This window comes from Stenotrophomonas terrae, assembly GCF_001431465.1.
Lineage (GTDB): Bacteria > Pseudomonadota > Gammaproteobacteria > Xanthomonadales > Xanthomonadaceae > Stenotrophomonas > Stenotrophomonas terrae.
Window position 1 is genome coordinate 66533 of sequence record NZ_LDJJ01000027.1, and the last position, 16255, is coordinate 82787.

Here is a 16255-nt window from a genome sequence, read left to right on the forward strand (position 1 = left end):
CGCGCTCGTAGCTCAGTTGGATAGAGTACCTGGCTACGAACCAGGTGGTCGGGAGTTCGAATCTCTCCGAGCGCACCATGTCAGAACGCAGATACAATCTGCACCGCTTCAAACTACAACAGCAATGTTGAGCGCTCGTAGCTCAGTTGGATAGAGTACCTGGCTACGAACCAGGTGGTCGGGAGTTCGAATCTCTCCGAGCGCACCAATACCAAAAACAGCAGGCATTGCCTGCTGTTTTTTTATGTGCGTTTTGCGGATGGATAATCACACCGGACAAAACAGCGCCTGACGCGAGCACCAGAGCCCCGCAATAACCAGCATCCAATGTAGTGCCGAGCCATGCTCGGCAGAAGCCTTCGCAGCAATGCATCAGGGCACCACGATCACGCAAAGCTGACACCGCACTGGAGCCACCCGCACGCCACCTGAGCACCTACGAGCTTCGCGGCTTACGCCGCTCCCACAGAAGCACGCAGACACCTCAGCACAGCACGCAGCCCTGTAATGCCGAGCCATGCTCGGCAGAGGCCTTCGCAGCAATGCACCAAGGCACCACGATCCCGCGAAGCTGACCGCACTGGAGCCACCCGCACGCCACCTGAGCACCTACGAGCTTCGCGGCTTACGCCGCTCCTACAGAAGCACGCAGACACCTCAGCGCAGCACGCAGCCCTGTAGTGCCGAGCCATGCTCGGCAGAGGCCTTACAAGCGACGCCGCAACGCGCGGCCGGTCAGCAGCACCCCGAACGCGCCCAGCCCAGCAGAGAGCCACATAAGCCGCGACAGCGGTGCAATTGAGCTCACCAAGGCCCCGCAATCTGATCGCCCGCGAGCTTCGCGGCTTACGCCGCTCCCACAGAAGCACGCAGGCACCCCAGCACAGCACGCCGCCCTGTAGTGCCGAGCCATGCTCGGCAGAGGCCTTACAAGCGTCGCCACAGCGCCTCGCCACTCACTGCGACACCCAGACAACACCGATCCCGCAGAGAGCCGCATATGCCGCGACACTGGCGCTATTGAATTCAAGACCCAGCAATCTGATCGTCCGTGAGCTTCGCGGCTGACGCCACTCCTACAAAAGCGCGTGGCGCACCAGCACGTCGAAACAGAAACTCATCACCACCAGGCGCAGCGACAAAATCAACAGACACAAAAAAGCCCCTTGAAAGGGGCTTTTTTGAAACTGGCGGAGTGAGAGGGATTCGAACCCTCGATAGAGCTTTTAACCCTATACTCCCTTAGCAGGGGAGCCCCTTCAGCCACTCGGGCATCACTCCGTTTCTTTTGCCCCGCCACGTGTATTCCGAAGCGGGGCGCGAAGAATAACGTTAAACGAGGTGAAAGGTAAACCCTTATTCGGAAGTTTCTTCACTTCCGGGGGTCGCGGGCTCATCGCCACGCTGGATACGCTGGAAAATCTCCTCACGGTGCACCGCCACATCCTTCGGAGCGGTGATACCGATACGTACCTGGTTGCCCTTGACGCCGAGCACGGTCACGCTGACCGAGTCGCCGATCATCAAGGTTTCGCCTACACGGCGAGTCAGGATCAACATTTTGCAAATCTCCATGGAACCGGCAGGGTTTCCCGCCGGCATTGGCGCGCTTCTAGCTATGCGCCCCACGACAAAGGGAAAAGACTCCCAATGTTAACGTCAGGGCGCAAACACCTACAAGGTACTTGGCTTGTCACATTCAGGCCAGATGTGGCTTGACCCATCCCAGGACGCCCTCAAGGGCCGCCACCAGCGTGGGACCGTCCTCACCGCCACCCTGGGCCATGTCCGGACGACCACCGCCCTTGCCGCCGATCTGGGCCGCCACGTGCGCCAACAGCTCGCCCGCCTTGACCTTGCCCAGCGCAGCGCCACTGACGCCGGCAACCAGCGCTGCCTTGCCGTCCTGCACGCCCGCCAGCACGATGATGGCGTCACCCAGCTGCTGCTTCAGGCGATCCATGGCATCGCGCAGCGCCTTGGCATCAAAGCCTTCCAGACGCACGGCCAGCACCTTCACCCCGGCCACGTCCACCGCCGAGCCGCCCAGATCAGCGGTAGCGCCGGAGGCGACCTTGGCCTTGAGGGCCTCCAGCTCGCGCTCCAGCTTCTTCTGCCGCTCGGCCAGCTGACGGATCTTGTCGACCACATCACCGGCGCTGCCGCCAAGCAGCTGCGCTGCCTCATGCAGACGCGCTTCCTCGTCGGCGACGTAATCCAGCGCGCCCTGCCCGGTCACCGCCTCGATACGACGCACGCCCGAGGACACACCGCCCTCGGAGGTGATCTTGAACAGGCCGATGTCACCGGTGCGCGACACGTGGGTGCCACCGCACAGCTCGGTGGAGTACTCGCCCATCTTCAGCACGCGTACGTTTTCACCGTACTTCTCGCCAAACAGCGCCATGGCACCGAAGTCCAGCGCTTCCTGCATGCCCATGTTGTGCACTTCGGCGGCGTTGTTGGCGCGCACCTGCTCATTGACCTTGCGCTCGATGAGCGCCAGTTCTTCGGCACTGATCGGCTGGAAGTGCGAGAAATCGAAGCGCAGGCGATCCGGCGCCACCAGCGAGCCCTTCTGCTGCACGTGCGTGCCCAGCACTTCGCGCAGGGCGGCATGCAACAGATGGGTAGCCGAGTGATTGAGGATGGTGGCGCCACGGCGCGATGCATCCACCGCACCGGCCAGCACGTCACCGATTTTCAACGCGCCCTGCTCCAGCTTGCCGACATGGCCGTGGAACTGGCCGGCGAACTTCTGCGTGTCGCTGACCGCCACCTTCACACCGGCAGCCGAGAGCACGCCGGTATCACCCACCTGGCCACCGGACTCGGCATAGAACGGGGTCTGCGCGGTGAACACGATGACCTCGTCGCCAGCCTGCACGGCATCCACCGGGCGGCCATCCTTGATCAGCGCGACGACTTTCAGGCCATCGGCCTGCAGCGCGTCGTAGCCCAGGAACACTGTCGGCGACAGCGTAGCGACCAGTTCGGCCGGCAAAGTGACACCACCACCGAACTTGCCGGCGGCACGCGCGGTTTCGCGCTGGTGTTCCATCGAGGCATCAAAGCCGGCCATGTCCACCGTCATGCCGCGCTCGCGGGCGATATCGGCGGTCAGGTCGACCGGGAAGCCGTAGGTGTCGTACAGACGGAAAGCGTCCACGCCGGGAATGACACCATCGCTGACCTTGGCAGCGACGTCGTCGAAGATCTTCATGCCCGAATCCAAGGTTTCAGCGAAACGCTCTTCTTCGGCCAGCAAGGCGCGCACCACCGTGTCGGCCTGCGCCGGCAGTTCCGGATAGGCCTCGCCCATCTGCTCGATCAGGGTCGGCACCAGCTTGCTGAAGAACGGCTGGCGCACGCCCAGCATCCAGCCATGGCGCAGGGCGCGGCGGATGATGCGGCGCAGGACATAGCCGCGGCCTTCATTGGACGGCAGCACGCCGTCGACGATCAGGAACGAACAGGCGCGGATGTGATCGGCGATCACGCGCAGCGACTTGTTTTCCAGGTCAGCCATGCCGGTCAGCTCGGAAACCTTGCGGATCAACGCCTGGAACAGGTCGATCTCGTAGTTGGTGTGCACGTGCTGCAGGATCGCGGCCAGGCGCTCCAGGCCCATGCCGGTATCCACGCATGGCGCCGGCAGTGGCTGCAGCGAGCCATCGGGCTGACGGTCGAACTGCATGAACACCAGGTTCCAGATCTCGATGAAGCGGTCACCGTCTTCATCCGGCGAGCCCGGCGGGCCACCGGCGATGTGATCGCCATGGTCGAAGAAGATCTCGGTGCAGGGGCCGCAGGGACCGGTATCGGCCATCTGCCAGAAGTTGTCCGATGCGAACGGCGCACCCTTGTTGTCGCCGATGCGCACGATGCGGTCTTCCGGGATGCCGACCATATCGCGCCACAGCGCATAGGCCTCGTCATCGGTCTGGTAGACGGTGACCAGCAGGCGCTCGGCCGGCAGCTTCCAGACCTGGGTCAGCAGCTCCCAGGCCCAGGCAATGGCGTCCTTCTTGAAGTAATCACCGAAAGACCAGTTACCCAGCATTTCGAAGAAGGTGTGGTGGCGGGCGGTATAGCCGACCTGGTCCAGGTCGTTGTGCTTGCCACCGGCGCGCAGGCAGCGCTGGACGTCGGCAGCGCGCACGTAGCTGCGCTTTTCCGCGCCCAGGAACACGTCCTTGAACTGGACCATGCCCGAGTTGGTGAACAGCAGGGTCGGGTCATTGCCCGGCACCAGTGGTGCCGACGGCACGATGGTGTGGCCTTTGCCCTTGAAGAATTCGAGGAAATCAGCGCGGATCTGGGAGGTAGTAAATTTGGCAGGTGTATTCATGGGGACTGGCGATAAGCTGGCAAACGGGTCCCAGCAGCCTGTGCAGGCGCGGGAATTCGGGACAACCGAAACCCTGAAAGGGTATCAGGCCCAGCCCGCCCAGTCCTCATCAGTCCTCTGGATCGTAACGGCTGGCCTGGCGGATACAGTTGCCGTCAAATCCACGCCGGGCCAATAGATCCGCGGCTTTGCGCCGCTGCGCCAGATCTTCCGGGCCGCTGGCGCCAAAACGGCGGCACACCAGCTCACGCGCGTTTTCAGTCCAATCGCCTTCAAACGAAGCCATGGCAGCCTCGATCTGCTCGCTGTCCAGCCCATGGGTGCCCAGCTCCGCGCGGATATGCAGCGGCCCATAGCCACTGCCGGCGCGGTTGCGCACCACGGATTGGGCAAAACGCGCGTCGTCCTGCCAGCCCTCTTCGGCCAAGCGCGCGACCGCCGCATCGACCGCGTCGGGATCGACACCTCGCGATTTCAACTTGCGCCCAAGCTCCTTGCGCGAATGCTCGCGCCTGACCAGCAGCCCCAAAGCGCGCTGCAACGGCGTCTGCTGACGGCCACGCTTGGTTTTGCCCGCAGGCTGGTCATCCATCTCTGTCATAGCACCTACTACTACGCCCAATCCCGGCAACGCCCAACTCCGCCCCATCCCTGGAGCGGAGCCTTCATGGACAAAATGCCGCAGGAGCGGGCGACGTCACTGACGATGCGCCACCCGCTCCCGCGGGAAAATCACTCCTCGCCGTCCTCAGCGTCGCCTTCTTCGCGCGCCGCTTCGGTGGGCTGGAACTTCTCGCGGAGCTCGGCTTCCAGGCGGACTGCAACCTGCGGGTTGTCGCGCAGGTAACCACGGGCGTTGTCCTTGCCCTGGCCGATGCGCTCTTCGCCGTAGCTGTACCAGGCGCCGGCCTTCTCCACCAGCTTGGCTTCCACGCCCATGTCGATCAGCTCGCCCTCGCGGGAAATGCCTTCGCCGTAGAGGATTTCGGTGATGACCTGCTTGAACGGCGGCGCCAGCTTGTTCTTGACCACCTTGATCTTGGTCTGGTTGCCGATGATCTCGTCACCCTTCTTGATCGCACCGATACGGCGGATGTCCAGGCGCACCGAGGCATAGAACTTCAATGCGTTGCCGCCGGTGGTCACTTCCGGGCTCTGGCCCGGCATCATCACACCGATCTTCATGCGCAGCTGGTTGATGAAGATGACCAGCGTATTGGAGCGCTTGATGTTGCCGGTCAGCTTGCGCAGCGCCTGGCTCATCAGACGTGCCTGCAGGCCCGGCAGCTGGTCGCCCATTTCGCCTTCGATTTCCGCACGCGGGGTCAGCGCGGCGACCGAGTCGACCACCACGATGTCGACCGAGCCGGAACGCACCAGCATGTCGGCGATTTCCAGGGCCTGCTCACCAGTGTCGGGCTGCGACAGCAGCAGGTCGTCGACGTTGACGCCCAGCTTGGCGGCGTAGATCGGATCCAGCGCGTGCTCGGCGTCGATGAAGGCCGCGGTGCCGCCCAGCTTCTGGCATTCGGCAATCGCCTGCAGCGTCAGGGTGGTCTTGCCCGAGGATTCCGGGCCGTAGATTTCAACTACGCGGCCCTTCGGCAGGCCACCAATGCCCAGTGCGATATCCAGCATCAACGAGCCCGTTGGGATGATCTCGACGGGTTCGACAACACGGTCGCCCATACGCATCACCGAGCCTTTGCCGAACTGCTTTTCGATCTGACTCAGTGCGGCGGTAAGCGCGCGCTTCTTGTTCTCGTCCATCGTGTTCGTCCTCGGGGTTGATTTCGTTGATTTCGTCATGGGGTCCACTGTAGGGGAGTCGTATCGCATAGGCTGAGACTGCAGCCGAGACGACAAAATTATGGGGCCGACAAGGATACCGACAGCAGCCCAAACACCCGCCCTACGTAAGAGAAACAGTCAGTTACGGCTGCGGAATGCGCGGTTTTCAAATCCGCGGGCTTCAAATCAGCGCGTTTCAGCGGTTGGGCCGCAGCAGGCCGCAGTACAGCCCCTCGATGGAGAAATCCTGGTCGGGCAGGACTTCGATCGGTGCGTAGTCGGGATTGCGCGGCAATAGACGGATACGGTCCTTGGCGATCTTCAGCAACTTGACGGTGATTTCGTCATCGATACGCGCCACCACGATCTGCCCGGAGAGCGCGTCACGGGTGCGGTGCACGCCGATCAGGTCGCCGTTGAAAATGCCCTCGTCAATCATCGAATCACCCTGCACCTTGAGCAGGTAATCCGGCGCGGGCGAGAAAAACACCTTGTCCAGCACCACGTAGTCGTCCGAACCGATGTCCGCGCCGATCGGCAGGCCGGCGGCGACCCGGCCGAGAATGGGCAGGCGCAGCACATCGTCGTTGGCAGCCAGTGCAGGCGCCTGCGCTTCCGCTGCGCCCTCGCTTTCCTGGCGCAGCAGGCGGATGCCGCGAGCGCGTCCTGGGACACGTTCGATGGCGCCTGCCGCTTCCAAGGCATCCAGGTGGTATTGGGCCGAACGTACGCCCTTGAAACCAAAGGCGCGGGCGATTTCGGTCTGCGATGGCGGCATGCCCTCGGCCTCGATGCGCTCGGCGATCAAGTCAAGGATGGCCTGCTGGGTGTCGGTCAGGTTCATGGTTAGTAGTATTACTACTAACAAAAAGAACTGCAAGCCCCTTCGCTGCGAATCAGGAATGCCGTCCGCTGCGCCAGATCGAGAACAGGATCCACACCCCGCAGATGCCGGCGCCGACAAAGCCCAGCAGCCCCAGGGCCAGGAACCAGCGGCTGGAGAGCCCGCCCACGCTGTGCATCACGATCGACGAGCCGATGATCAGCGCCGCGGTGATCACCCCCACCACCAGGCGGTTGGCGGCGCGGTTGACCTGGTCGCCAAAGCCCTGCAAGGCGGTGGTTTCCACCTTCAGCTTGAGCTGTCCACGGCGTGCGGCCTGCACCAGCCGGCGCAGGTCGCGCGGTAGTTCGCCGGCGAAATCCAGCATCCCCAGCAGACTGCGGCGGCCACGCTTGAGCAGCGCCTTGGGCGCGTAGCGCTGCATCACCACCCGCTCCAGGAACGGACGCGCGGCACTGGCCATGTCGAAATCCGGATCCAGCTGCCGGCCCATGCCTTCCAGGGTAAGGAAGGCCTTGATCATCAACGCCAGGTCGGCCGGCAAGGTCAGGCTGTAACTGCGCAGCAGCTGGGTGATATCGCCCAGCATCAGGCCGATGCGCAGATCCTTCAGTGGCACGCCACGGTACTGGTCGACGAACTGGCTGATGTCCTGCTGCAGCCGGGCCTCGTCAACCTCCACGCCACCGGCCCAGTCCAGCAGCACGTCGGCCACCGCCTGCGGTTCCTGCTCGACCAGCCCGTGCAACAGCTGTGCAACCTGGAAGCGGCGCGCTTCGGACAGTGCGCCGACCATGCCGAAGTCGATCACGCCGATACGCCCGTCGCGCATGTAGAAAATATTGCCCGGATGCGGATCAGCGTGGAAATAGCCGTCTTCAAGCACCATCTTCAACACGATGTCGGCACCGCGGCGGGCCAAGGCAGCGCGGTCCAGACCTGCGTCATCCACGGCATCCAGCTTGCGGCCCGGAATGCCATCGACGAAGTCCTGCACGTTGAGGCTTTCGCAGGTCCACTGCCAGTGCACGCTGGGAATCAGGATGTCGTCGCGGCCCTCGAAGTTGCGCGCAATGCGTTCGGCGTTGCGGCATTCAGCAGCGAAATCCATTTCGCTGCGCAGCGATACGGTGAACTGCTGCACCACTTCGGCCGGGCGATAGCGGCGCAAGTCGGGCAAGCGCGCCTCAACGATTTCCGACAGCCGCGCCAGCAGGCGCAGATCGGCCTCGACCACATCGCGGATGCCGGGCCGGCGGATTTTCAGCACGACTTCGCGGCCATCGTGGAGGCGCGCGCGATGCGCCTGCGCCAACGACGCGGCGGCCATCGGTGTCTCATCAAGAAAGGCGAATACCTGCGCGGGCGGCGCACCGAGATCGGCCTGCAACTGCTCACGGATGGCCGCATACGGCAGCGCCGGCACTGCGTTCTGCAGTTCGGACAACTCGGCGATCCATTCCGGTGGCAGCAGATCCACGCGGGTGGCCAGCACCTGGCCAAGCTTGACGAAGGTCGGCCCCAGCTCCTGCATCGCGCTGCGTACACGTACCGGCGCAGTCATCCGCAGCATTTGCTGGCTGTCGTTCCAACGCACCAGACGACCGGCGCGTTCGAGCACCGAGGCGAGCCCGATGCGGCGCACCACGTCGCCAAAACCATAACGGATCAGGACGCCGGCAATTTCCTGCAGCCGGCCCAGATCGCGGACGGTGCCCAGTGTTTCCCACATCGATGTGTACCCCGCTTGGTAGCAGGGCCAGCATGTCACAGTTGCTCGGCAATGCCCCGCAATGCAGCACCCACGGTTTGCCTGCGTACGGCATCGCGGTCGCCGTCGAACTGGAACAACTGTGCGCGGGCGTACCCGCCGCGCCGCTTCCAGCCTATCCAGACGCTGCCCACCGGTTTGTCCGGGCTGCCGCCGCCGGGGCCGGCAATGCCGGTGACCGCCACCGCGATGCCGGCACCGGAATTGATCAAGGCGCCAGCCACCATTTCCAGCACGGTTTCGCGGCTCACCGCGCCGTACTGCTCCAGGGTCTGCGCACGCACACCGAGCAGGCGCTGCTTGGCCTCGTAGCTGTAGACCACCATGCCGCAATCGAAGAATGCCGAGGAGCCGGCTATGTCGGTCATGCTCTTGGCGATCCAGCCGCCACTGCAGCTTTCCGCGGTCACCAGTTGCAACGAGGCTTGCTGCAGGCGCTCGCCAAGCGCGGCGGCCTGGGCGTTGAGATCGGCATCGGTTGGATTGGACATCGCGATAGCAGGGTTTTGTGGGGAACCCTGACGTTTTACCGCAGATCAGGCCTGTATGTCAGGGCACAGCCGGTGGCCGGTCCAATGTGTGAGCCGGCATTGCGCGCGGGATTCGCTGTGTAGCCGATGTAGTTGGGCCATGCGCCCTTTTGCGGTCTGGCAGTGTGGCGGCTTCGCGGCTTACGCCGCTCCTACAAAAAACAGCTGCGGCTGCTGTGGGAGCGGCGTAAACCGCGAAGCTGATATTGCTTGAGGCCACTGGCAGTTGTGCCATCTGACACGATGCCAGCTTCGCGGCTTATGCCGCTCCCACAAACAAGCGGCTCATGCGGCAGCACTCTCTGTGAGTACTGCCAGGGCTGTCGTTCCCCTTATCAGCTCAATCGGCAAGCCGCCGATCTCACCACTCAGGCAGCTTTTCCGGCAACAACGGCTTGATCACCGCGCCGTCTTCGCTGGCGGCCAGCTTCTCGGCCTCGGCGATGGGAATATCCACCTCGACCAGCCAGCCGTCTTCGTCCGCCTGCTCGCTGCGGATGACTTCCAGCTGGTGCAGGCGCGCGCGCAGGCGGCCGGCACTGGGCGGCAGACGCACGCTGCCGGTGACGTGCTGCAGGCCCAGGCGCTTGCCCAGCACCGACTGCAGCAGTTCCAGCCCACGGCCGTCGCGTGCGGAAACCCACACCCGCTCGCGCCGTGAGTCGTCCGGTACGCCGTCCTGTGCATCGTGGCGCACTTCGGCACCTTCGATACGATCGATCTTGTTGAACACCAGCAGCTGCGGCAAGTCGCCCGCACCTACCGCTTCCAGTACCTCATCGACCTGGGCGATGCGCTCTTCACGCAGCGGATCGGCGGCATCGACCAGATGCAGCAGGAAATCCGCTTCGCGCGCTTCGGACAGCGTTGAGCGGAATGCCGCCACCAGATCATGCGGCAGGTTGCGCACGAAGCCGACGGTATCGGCCAGCATCGCATTGCCGCCCGGCAGATTGATCCGCCGCACGGTCGGGTCCAGGGTGGCAAACAACTGGTCGGCAGCGTAAGCCTCGGCACCGGTCAACGCATTGAACAGCGTGGACTTGCCTGCATTGGTATAGCCGACCAGGGCGATACGCGGCATTTCGCTGCGGACCCGCGCACGGCGCATCTGGGTGCGCTGCACCTCGACCTTCTCCAGCCGCTTCTGCAACTGCTCGACCCGCTTCTGCAGCAGGCGGCGGTCGGTTTCCAGCTGGGTTTCACCCGGGCCACGCAAACCGATGGAACCACCGCGCTGACGCTCAAGGTGGGTCCAGCCGCGCACCAGCCGGGTCGACATATGCCGCAACTGGGCCAGCTCGACCTGCAGCTTGCCCTCGTGGCTGTGTGCCCGCTGGGCGAAGATATCCAGGATCAGGCCGGTGCGATCGATCACGCGACGCTCCAGGTAGCGCTCAAGGTTGCGCTCCTGCACCGGGCTGAGTTGATGATTGACCAGCACCAGATCGGCACCGGTGGCGTCGGCCGCAGCCTTCACCTCTTCCAGCTTGCCACTGCCGATCAGGGTGGAAGGATTGGGCCGATCCATGCGTGCGCTGATGGTCGCGGCAATGCTTGCCCCGGCCGAACGTGCGAGGTCGGTGAATTCTTCCAGCACATCTTCTTCCAGCCGGCCAACATGCGGCTGGATCAACAGCGCATGTTCGCCCTTTTTCGAGCGGTCAAACATGCGCCGCCACCTGCTTATTCGTTGTCGTTGTCAATTTCGTCATCAGCTGCCTGGCTTCCATCACCCGATTGCACGTAACCACCACCCGGCCCCACGCGCACATTGCGCGCCGGCACCACCGTGGAAATAGCGTGCTTGTAGACCATCTGGCTGACGGTATTACGCAGCAGCACCACAAACTGATCGAACGACTCGATCGTGCCCTGCAATTTGATGCCATTTACCAGGTAGACCGAAACCGGCACGCGCTCACGGCGCAACGCATTCAGAAACGGATCCTGCAAAGACTGCCCCTTGGACATCGTCTACTCCTCGTTATTGTTTTTATGAACCGGACTGATGGCGGCGTCCCCTGCCCGCCCGGAACCCTGATGGTACACCGCCGCGCGCTTGCTCAGCCTTGCAGAAAGCGGGAAACCGCGTTCCGCACACCAGACATGTCCCGAACTGGATCAAACCAGCGCGCATCCAGCTCGCCGCGCAGCCAGGTGATCTGCCGTTTGGCCAGCTGACGGGTGGCAAACACGCCCTTGTCGCGGAATTCAGCGGCAGTGCCCTGGCCGTCCAGGAACTGCCAGGCCTGCCGGTAGCCCACCGCGCGTACCGCCGGCAGGTCCAGTGGCGCGGCGACCGTCGCCATCTGCGGCAGTGCCCGCAAGGCCCGCACTTCGTCCAGGAAGCCGCGCTCCAGCATCAGGTCGAAGCGGCGCTCGATACGCTGATGCAGCACCGCGCGCTCGGCCGGGGCCAGCACCAGTTTCAGCACCCGCACCGGCAGCCGCGCGATGCCCGGCAATGCCTGCCAATAGCTGATCGGCTTGCCGGTCAGACGATAAACCTCCAACGCCCGCTGGATGCGCTGCGGATCGGTGGCATGAATGCGCGCGGCGGCCACCGGGTCCAGTTGCGCCAGCTGGGCATGCAGGGCCGGCCAGCCGCAGGCCTCTGCCTCGGCGGCAATCGCCGCACGCGTGGCAGGGTCCGCCTCCGGCATCGGTGACAACCCCTGCAGCAGGGCACGGAAATACAGGCCGGTACCGCCGGCCAGTATCGGCAATTTGCCGCGCGCGACGATGTCACGCACCGCCGCCGTTGCATCTGCCGAAAACTCGGCAGCCGAATAGGTCTGCCAGGGGTCCCGCAGGTCCAGCAGATGGTGGGGAATACCGTCCTGTTCGGCGGCGTCCGGCTTGGCTGCGCCAATCTCCAGGCCACGGTAGACCAGTGCCGAATCGACGCTGACGATCTCACCGTCATAGGCCTTGGCCAAGGCAATCGCCGCTGCGGTCTTGCCCGAGGCGGTAGGCCCCATCAGGGCGATGGCCAATGGCCGTTGATCGGCGCCCATCAATCCTCATCCGGCCAGCGCGGCATGGCAGGCTTGTCGGCGCGCGGCGCAGGTACTGCAGCCACCGCTGCGAGCACCTTGAGCGCATCCACGGTTGCAGCCACATCATGCACACGCACCATCATCGCGCCGTTCTGCACCGCCAGCAGATGTGCAGCCAGCGAGCCAGCCACGCGTTCGGCAGCCAGCGCGCGGCCGGTGACATCGCCGATGCAACGCTTGCGCGAAAAGCCCGCCAGCAGCGGCGCGCCCAGGCTGTTCAACCGCGCCTGCGCCGCCAGCAAGGCGAAATTCTGCGCGGTGTCCTTGTTGAAGCCATAGCCAGGGTCGAGCAGCAGCCGCTTGCGCCCGATGCCTGCCATTTCGGCGGCAAAGATGCGTTCGGCAAGGAAACGCTGCACATCCCCGGCGATATCGACATAGCTGTGCGCAATGCCGGCGTCGTAGGGCCCGCCAACCGCGTGCATCAACACCACCGCCGCCTTGGAGTCGGCAACCGCCTCGAGTGCACCGGGCTGCTGCAGGGCCTGCACGTCGTTGATCATGTGCGCACCGGCGGCAAGCGCGGCGCGCATCACCTCCGGCTTGAAGGTGTCCACGCTCAACGGCACCGACACCCGCGCGGCCAGGGCTTCGATCACCGGCACAACCCGATCGATCTCTTCCTGTACCGACACCGGGCTTGCGCCCGGACGGGTGGATTCGCCGCCGATGTCGAGCAGGTCGGCCCCTTGCTCCACCAGCGCCAATGCATGCGCAACCGCAGCCGCGGTATCGGCATGCTGGCCGCCATCGGAGAACGAATCCGGGGTGACATTGACGATGCCCATTACCAGCGGCCGGTCCAGCCGCAGCGTCAGGCCGCCGCATTCCAGGGTGGGGACAACATCAAACATGGGCGCTCCTGCGGACGGCAACCAGACCTAGTCTAAGCCGCCGCAAGCGGGGCTCAAACGCTGTCGTATCAGTGTTTAGGGACCACCTGCCAAGCAGCGGCAAGGCACGTGACCGGGATCGCTTCACGGCTTTTTGCGAGCGCGGATGCGGCTGCCGATCAGGCTCAGGATCACCCCCAACACTACGCCGATGAAGATGCCGGCCAGGAAATTATTGGTCTTCACCCCGAAGCCGACGCCGGCGACGGTGGCGATGATCATTTCCGGCACATTGGCCGAGGGCGCCTTGGGCGGCGGCGGGGAAGCATTCATGGGACTGGACCTGGAAAAACCAATATGCCGCTATTCTCGCCCAGCACGCTGGCTGGCGCATAAAAAAACGGGCCGGAAAACCGGCCCGTTCTTCATTGACACAAGACGACTGCCTCAGTGCTGGCCGGCAGGGTCGGTGATCGGCGTCACCGGCTGCTGCGCGTCGCCACCCTTGCCGTCGTCGGTACGGTCATTGTTGCCACCCTTGTCCACCCAACCGGCCGGCGGCGAAGGCTTGCGGCCTTCCATGATCGCCTTGACCTGCTCGGCATCGATGGTTTCCCAGTCCAGCAGCGCGGCGGTCATCGCTTCGACGATCTCGCGCTTCTCTTCCAGAATCTTGTAGGCAACCTGGTACTGCTCGTCGAGGATGCGACGGATTTCCGCGTCCACCTTCTGCTGGGTGGCCTCGGAAATGGTCTTGCTGTGCATGCCATAGCCGGCTTCTTCGTCGGCGTAGACCATGGTGCCCATCACATCGGACATGCCGTACTTGGTGACCATGCCACGCGCCAGCTTGGTGGCGCGCTCGAAGTCGTTGGAGGCGCCGGTCGACATCTCACCGACGAAGATCTCCTCGGCGATACGGCCACCAAACAGGATCGCCAGCTCTTCCAGCATGCGATCGCGGTACTTGCTGATGTGGTCGTGCTCGGGCAACTGCCAGGTCACGCCCAATGCCCAGCCGCGCGGCATGATGGTGACCTTGTGCACCGGGTCGGCCTTGGGCAACGACATGGCGACAACGGCGTGGCCGGACTCGTGGTAAGCGGTGTTGCGACGCTCATCCTCGCGCATGACCATGCTGCGGCGCTCAGGACCCATGTAGATCTTGTCCTTGGCGTCCTCGAAGTCCTTCATGTCGACTTCCTGCTTGTTGCGACGAGCCGCAAACAGGGCGCCTTCATTGATCAGGTTGGCCAGATCGGCACCGGAAAAACCCGGAGTACCGCGTGCCAGCACTTCCGGACGCACGTCATCGGCGGCCGGCACCTTGCGCAGGTGCACGCGCAGGATCTGCTCGCGGCCCTTGATGTCTGGCAGGCCGACCATCACCTGGCGGTCGAAACGGCCCGGACGCAGCAGCGCCTTGTCCAGCACGTCGGGTCGGTTGGTGGCGGCGATCACGATCACGCCTTCACCGCCCTCGAAGCCGTCCATCTCGACCAGCATCTGGTTCAGGGTCTGCTCGCGCTCGTCATGGCCACCGCCCATGCCCGAGCCGCGGTGACGGCCGACGGCATCGATTTCGTCGATGAAGATGATGCACGGCGCGTGCTTCTTGGCCTGCTCGAACATGTCGCGCACGCGGCTGGCACCGACGCCGACGAACATCTCGACGAAGTCCGAACCGGAGATGGCGAAGAACGGCACCTTGGCCTCGCCGGCAATGGCGCGGGCCAACAGCGTCTTGCCGGTACCCGGCGGGCCCACCATCAACACGCCGCGCGGAATCTTGCCGCCCAGCTTGGTGAACTTGGAGGGGTCACGCAGGAACTCGACCAGCTCGCCGACTTCTTCCTTGGCCTCGTCACAACCGGCGACGTCGGCAAAGGTGACCTTGATCTGGTCTTCGCCCTGCAGCTTGGCGCGGGATTTACCGAAGGACATCGCGCCCTTGGCCCCACCGCCACCGCCCTGCATCTGCCGCATCATGAAGATCCAGAAACCGATCAACAGCAGTATCGGCAGGAACTGCAGCACGATGCCCCAGAAACTCGGGCCAGCCGGCTCCTGACGGGCAACTTCAACATTCTTCGAATACAGCTGATCCAGCAGCTTGGGGTCGGCCGGCGCGTACAGTGCACCGTCAGAGCCGTCAGCACGCTTGAAGCGCAGGTGGTTGGTGGTCAGCGTGGTCTTGTCGGTGTACTCGACCGACTTGATCCGGCCCGCGTCCACTTCCTGCAGGAACTGCGTGTAATTACGGGCATCGCCAGCAGCTGCTGCGCCGCTACGCGGGGCAAAGCTCTGGAACACCACCATCAGCACGACGGCGACAACCACCCATAACAGGAGGTTCTTGGTCAGGTCGTTCATCCTCATCGGCTCCGGTGTCCCTCTAGATACTAATTTCTGATAAGTCGTACGGTTGAGCTTACTTTATCTGGGTGCGCTTGCCCTGCCCCAAGGCATAAACCTCGGATGAACGCTTGCGTGAAGCGTCCGGCTTGCGAATGGCCACTTTGTCATAACGACGGCGCATTTCGCGCACGTAGTCGTCAAAGCCGACGCCCTGGAACAACTTGATCAGGAACGCCCCACCCGGCTTGAGATGGTTGTCGGCAAAATCCAACGCCAACTCCGCCAGGTGCATCATCCGCGGTTGGTCAACCGCATCCATACCACTCTTATTGGGGGCCATATCCGACAGCACAAGGTCCACCGGCTGATTCCCGAGCATGGCTTCAAATGCCGATAGGACGTCTTGTTCCCTGAAGTCTCCGTGAAGGAACTCCACGCCAGCCAGCGGCGGCATTTCCAGGATATCCAGTGCCAGTACCCGGCCGGTATCGCCCATCTGCCTGCGCACCTGCTGCGACCAGCCACCCGGGGCGGCGCCCAGATCGACCACCACCATATGCGGCTTGAGCAAGCGGTCACGCTCCAGCAGCTCCTCCAGCTTGTAGGCCGCGCGCGAGCGCATGCCCTCCTTCTGGGCCTTTTTTACAAAAGGATCGGAGAAGTGTTCTTTCAGCCAGCGCTGGCTACTTTTGCTACGGGAAGGCATTGGCAATGG

14 protein-coding genes and 3 tRNA genes are annotated in these 16255 nt (G+C 63.6%); 2 read left to right on the top strand and 15 right to left on the bottom strand.

From position 1 onward, the window contains the following. Position 1: 1 nt before the first annotated feature. Positions 2-78: transfer RNA gene (locus ABB27_RS08375), tRNA-Arg, on the top strand. 53 nt (positions 79-131) lie between these two features. Continuing rightward, positions 132-208: transfer RNA gene (locus tag ABB27_RS08380), tRNA-Arg, on the top strand. Between the two features lie 980 nt (positions 209-1188). On the opposite strand, the gene ABB27_RS08385 is transcribed toward ABB27_RS08380, so the two are convergent. From ABB27_RS08385 to rlmE, 15 genes are all read right to left on the bottom strand, one after another. Further along, positions 1189-1281 (bottom strand) — tRNA-Ser (locus tag ABB27_RS08385). A gap of 75 nt (positions 1282-1356) precedes the next feature. Further along, entirely contained in the window at positions 1357-1560 is a 204-nt protein-coding gene (gene csrA, locus ABB27_RS08390) for a carbon storage regulator CsrA (protein WP_057628248.1), read from the bottom strand. A 139-nt stretch (positions 1561-1699) separates the two neighbouring features. Further along, positions 1700-4351: an alanine--tRNA ligase gene (gene alaS / locus ABB27_RS08395; protein ID WP_057628249.1), complete on the bottom strand. Its 2652-nt coding sequence runs from the start codon at positions 4349-4351 to the stop codon at positions 1700-1702. Positions 4352-4460: 109 nt separating this feature from the next. Then, entirely contained in the window at positions 4461-4943 is a 483-nt protein-coding gene (gene recX, locus ABB27_RS08400; RefSeq protein WP_057628250.1) for a recombination regulator RecX, read from the bottom strand. A gap of 140 nt (positions 4944-5083) precedes the next feature. Continuing rightward, entirely contained in the window at positions 5084-6121 is a 1038-nt protein-coding gene (recA, locus tag ABB27_RS08405) for a recombinase RecA (protein ID WP_057628251.1), read from the bottom strand. A 217-nt stretch (positions 6122-6338) separates the two neighbouring features. Further along, complete coding sequence (gene lexA / locus ABB27_RS08410) at positions 6339-6986, bottom strand: transcriptional repressor LexA (RefSeq protein WP_057628252.1); 648 nt, start codon at positions 6984-6986, stop codon at positions 6339-6341. A gap of 52 nt (positions 6987-7038) precedes the next feature. Continuing rightward, positions 7039-8718, bottom strand: coding sequence for a 2-polyprenylphenol 6-hydroxylase (gene ubiB, locus ABB27_RS08415; protein WP_057628253.1), 1680 nt, complete (start codon positions 8716-8718; stop codon positions 7039-7041). A 35-nt stretch (positions 8719-8753) separates the two neighbouring features. Beyond that, complete coding sequence (locus tag ABB27_RS08420) at positions 8754-9248, bottom strand: CinA family protein (RefSeq protein ID WP_057628254.1); 495 nt, start codon at positions 9246-9248, stop codon at positions 8754-8756. Between the two features lie 400 nt (positions 9249-9648). Continuing rightward, positions 9649-10959, bottom strand: a complete 1311-nt coding sequence (gene hflX / locus ABB27_RS08425) for a ribosome rescue GTPase HflX (RefSeq protein ID WP_057628255.1) — start codon at positions 10957-10959, stop codon at positions 9649-9651. A gap of 14 nt (positions 10960-10973) precedes the next feature. Continuing rightward, positions 10974-11261: an RNA chaperone Hfq gene (hfq, locus tag ABB27_RS08430; protein ID WP_057628256.1), complete on the bottom strand. Its 288-nt coding sequence runs from the start codon at positions 11259-11261 to the stop codon at positions 10974-10976. 92 nt (positions 11262-11353) lie between these two features. After that, entirely contained in the window at positions 11354-12307 is a 954-nt protein-coding gene (gene miaA, locus ABB27_RS08435) for a tRNA (adenosine(37)-N6)-dimethylallyltransferase MiaA (RefSeq protein ID WP_057628257.1), read from the bottom strand. Beyond that, a complete protein-coding gene (gene folP, locus ABB27_RS08440; RefSeq protein ID WP_057628258.1) occupies positions 12307-13203 on the bottom strand; it encodes a dihydropteroate synthase in 897 nt (298 codons plus the stop codon). The genes miaA and folP overlap by 1 nt, the downstream gene beginning before the upstream one ends. A 123-nt stretch (positions 13204-13326) precedes the next feature. After that, positions 13327-13515 (bottom strand): hypothetical protein, encoded by a 189-nt coding sequence (locus ABB27_RS08445; protein ID WP_057628259.1) that lies wholly within the window; start codon positions 13513-13515, stop codon positions 13327-13329. Positions 13516-13629: 114 nt separating this feature from the next. Beyond that, positions 13630-15555, bottom strand: coding sequence for an ATP-dependent zinc metalloprotease FtsH (gene ftsH, locus ABB27_RS08450; RefSeq protein ID WP_057628260.1), 1926 nt, complete (start codon positions 15553-15555; stop codon positions 13630-13632). A 58-nt stretch (positions 15556-15613) separates the two neighbouring features. Further along, positions 15614-16246: a 23S rRNA (uridine(2552)-2'-O)-methyltransferase RlmE gene (rlmE, locus tag ABB27_RS08455; protein ID WP_057628261.1), complete on the bottom strand. Its 633-nt coding sequence runs from the start codon at positions 16244-16246 to the stop codon at positions 15614-15616. Between the last annotated feature and the right edge of the window lie 9 nt (positions 16247-16255).

Coding starts and splice junctions, on each gene's coding strand:
- hfq (WP_057628256.1), bottom strand. CDS start 11,261: ATGTCCAAGGGGCAGTCTTTGCAGGATCCGTTTCTGAATGCGTTGCGC.
- alaS (WP_057628249.1), bottom strand. CDS start 4,351: ATGAATACACCTGCCAAATTTACTACCTCCCAGATCCGCGCTGATTTC.
- csrA (WP_057628248.1), bottom strand. CDS start 1,560: ATGTTGATCCTGACTCGCCGTGTAGGCGAAACCTTGATGATCGGCGAC.
- ABB27_RS08445 (WP_057628259.1), bottom strand. CDS start 13,515: ATGAATGCTTCCCCGCCGCCGCCCAAGGCGCCCTCGGCCAATGTGCCG.
- folP (WP_057628258.1), bottom strand. CDS start 13,203: ATGTTTGATGTTGTCCCCACCCTGGAATGCGGCGGCCTGACGCTGCGG.
- ubiB (WP_057628253.1), bottom strand. CDS start 8,718: ATGTGGGAAACACTGGGCACCGTCCGCGATCTGGGCCGGCTGCAGGAA.
- ABB27_RS08420 (WP_057628254.1), bottom strand. CDS start 9,248: ATGTCCAATCCAACCGATGCCGATCTCAACGCCCAGGCCGCCGCGCTT.
- rlmE (WP_057628261.1), bottom strand. CDS start 16,246: ATGCCTTCCCGTAGCAAAAGTAGCCAGCGCTGGCTGAAAGAACACTTC.
- lexA (WP_057628252.1), bottom strand. CDS start 6,986: ATGAACCTGACCGACACCCAGCAGGCCATCCTTGACTTGATCGCCGAG.
- recA (WP_057628251.1), bottom strand. CDS start 6,121: ATGGACGAGAACAAGAAGCGCGCGCTTACCGCCGCACTGAGTCAGATC.
- recX (WP_057628250.1), bottom strand. CDS start 4,943: ATGGATGACCAGCCTGCGGGCAAAACCAAGCGTGGCCGTCAGCAGACG.
- miaA (WP_057628257.1), bottom strand. CDS start 12,307: ATGGGCGCCGATCAACGGCCATTGGCCATCGCCCTGATGGGGCCTACC.
- hflX (WP_057628255.1), bottom strand. CDS start 10,959: ATGTTTGACCGCTCGAAAAAGGGCGAACATGCGCTGTTGATCCAGCCG.
- ftsH (WP_057628260.1), bottom strand. CDS start 15,555: ATGAACGACCTGACCAAGAACCTCCTGTTATGGGTGGTTGTCGCCGTC.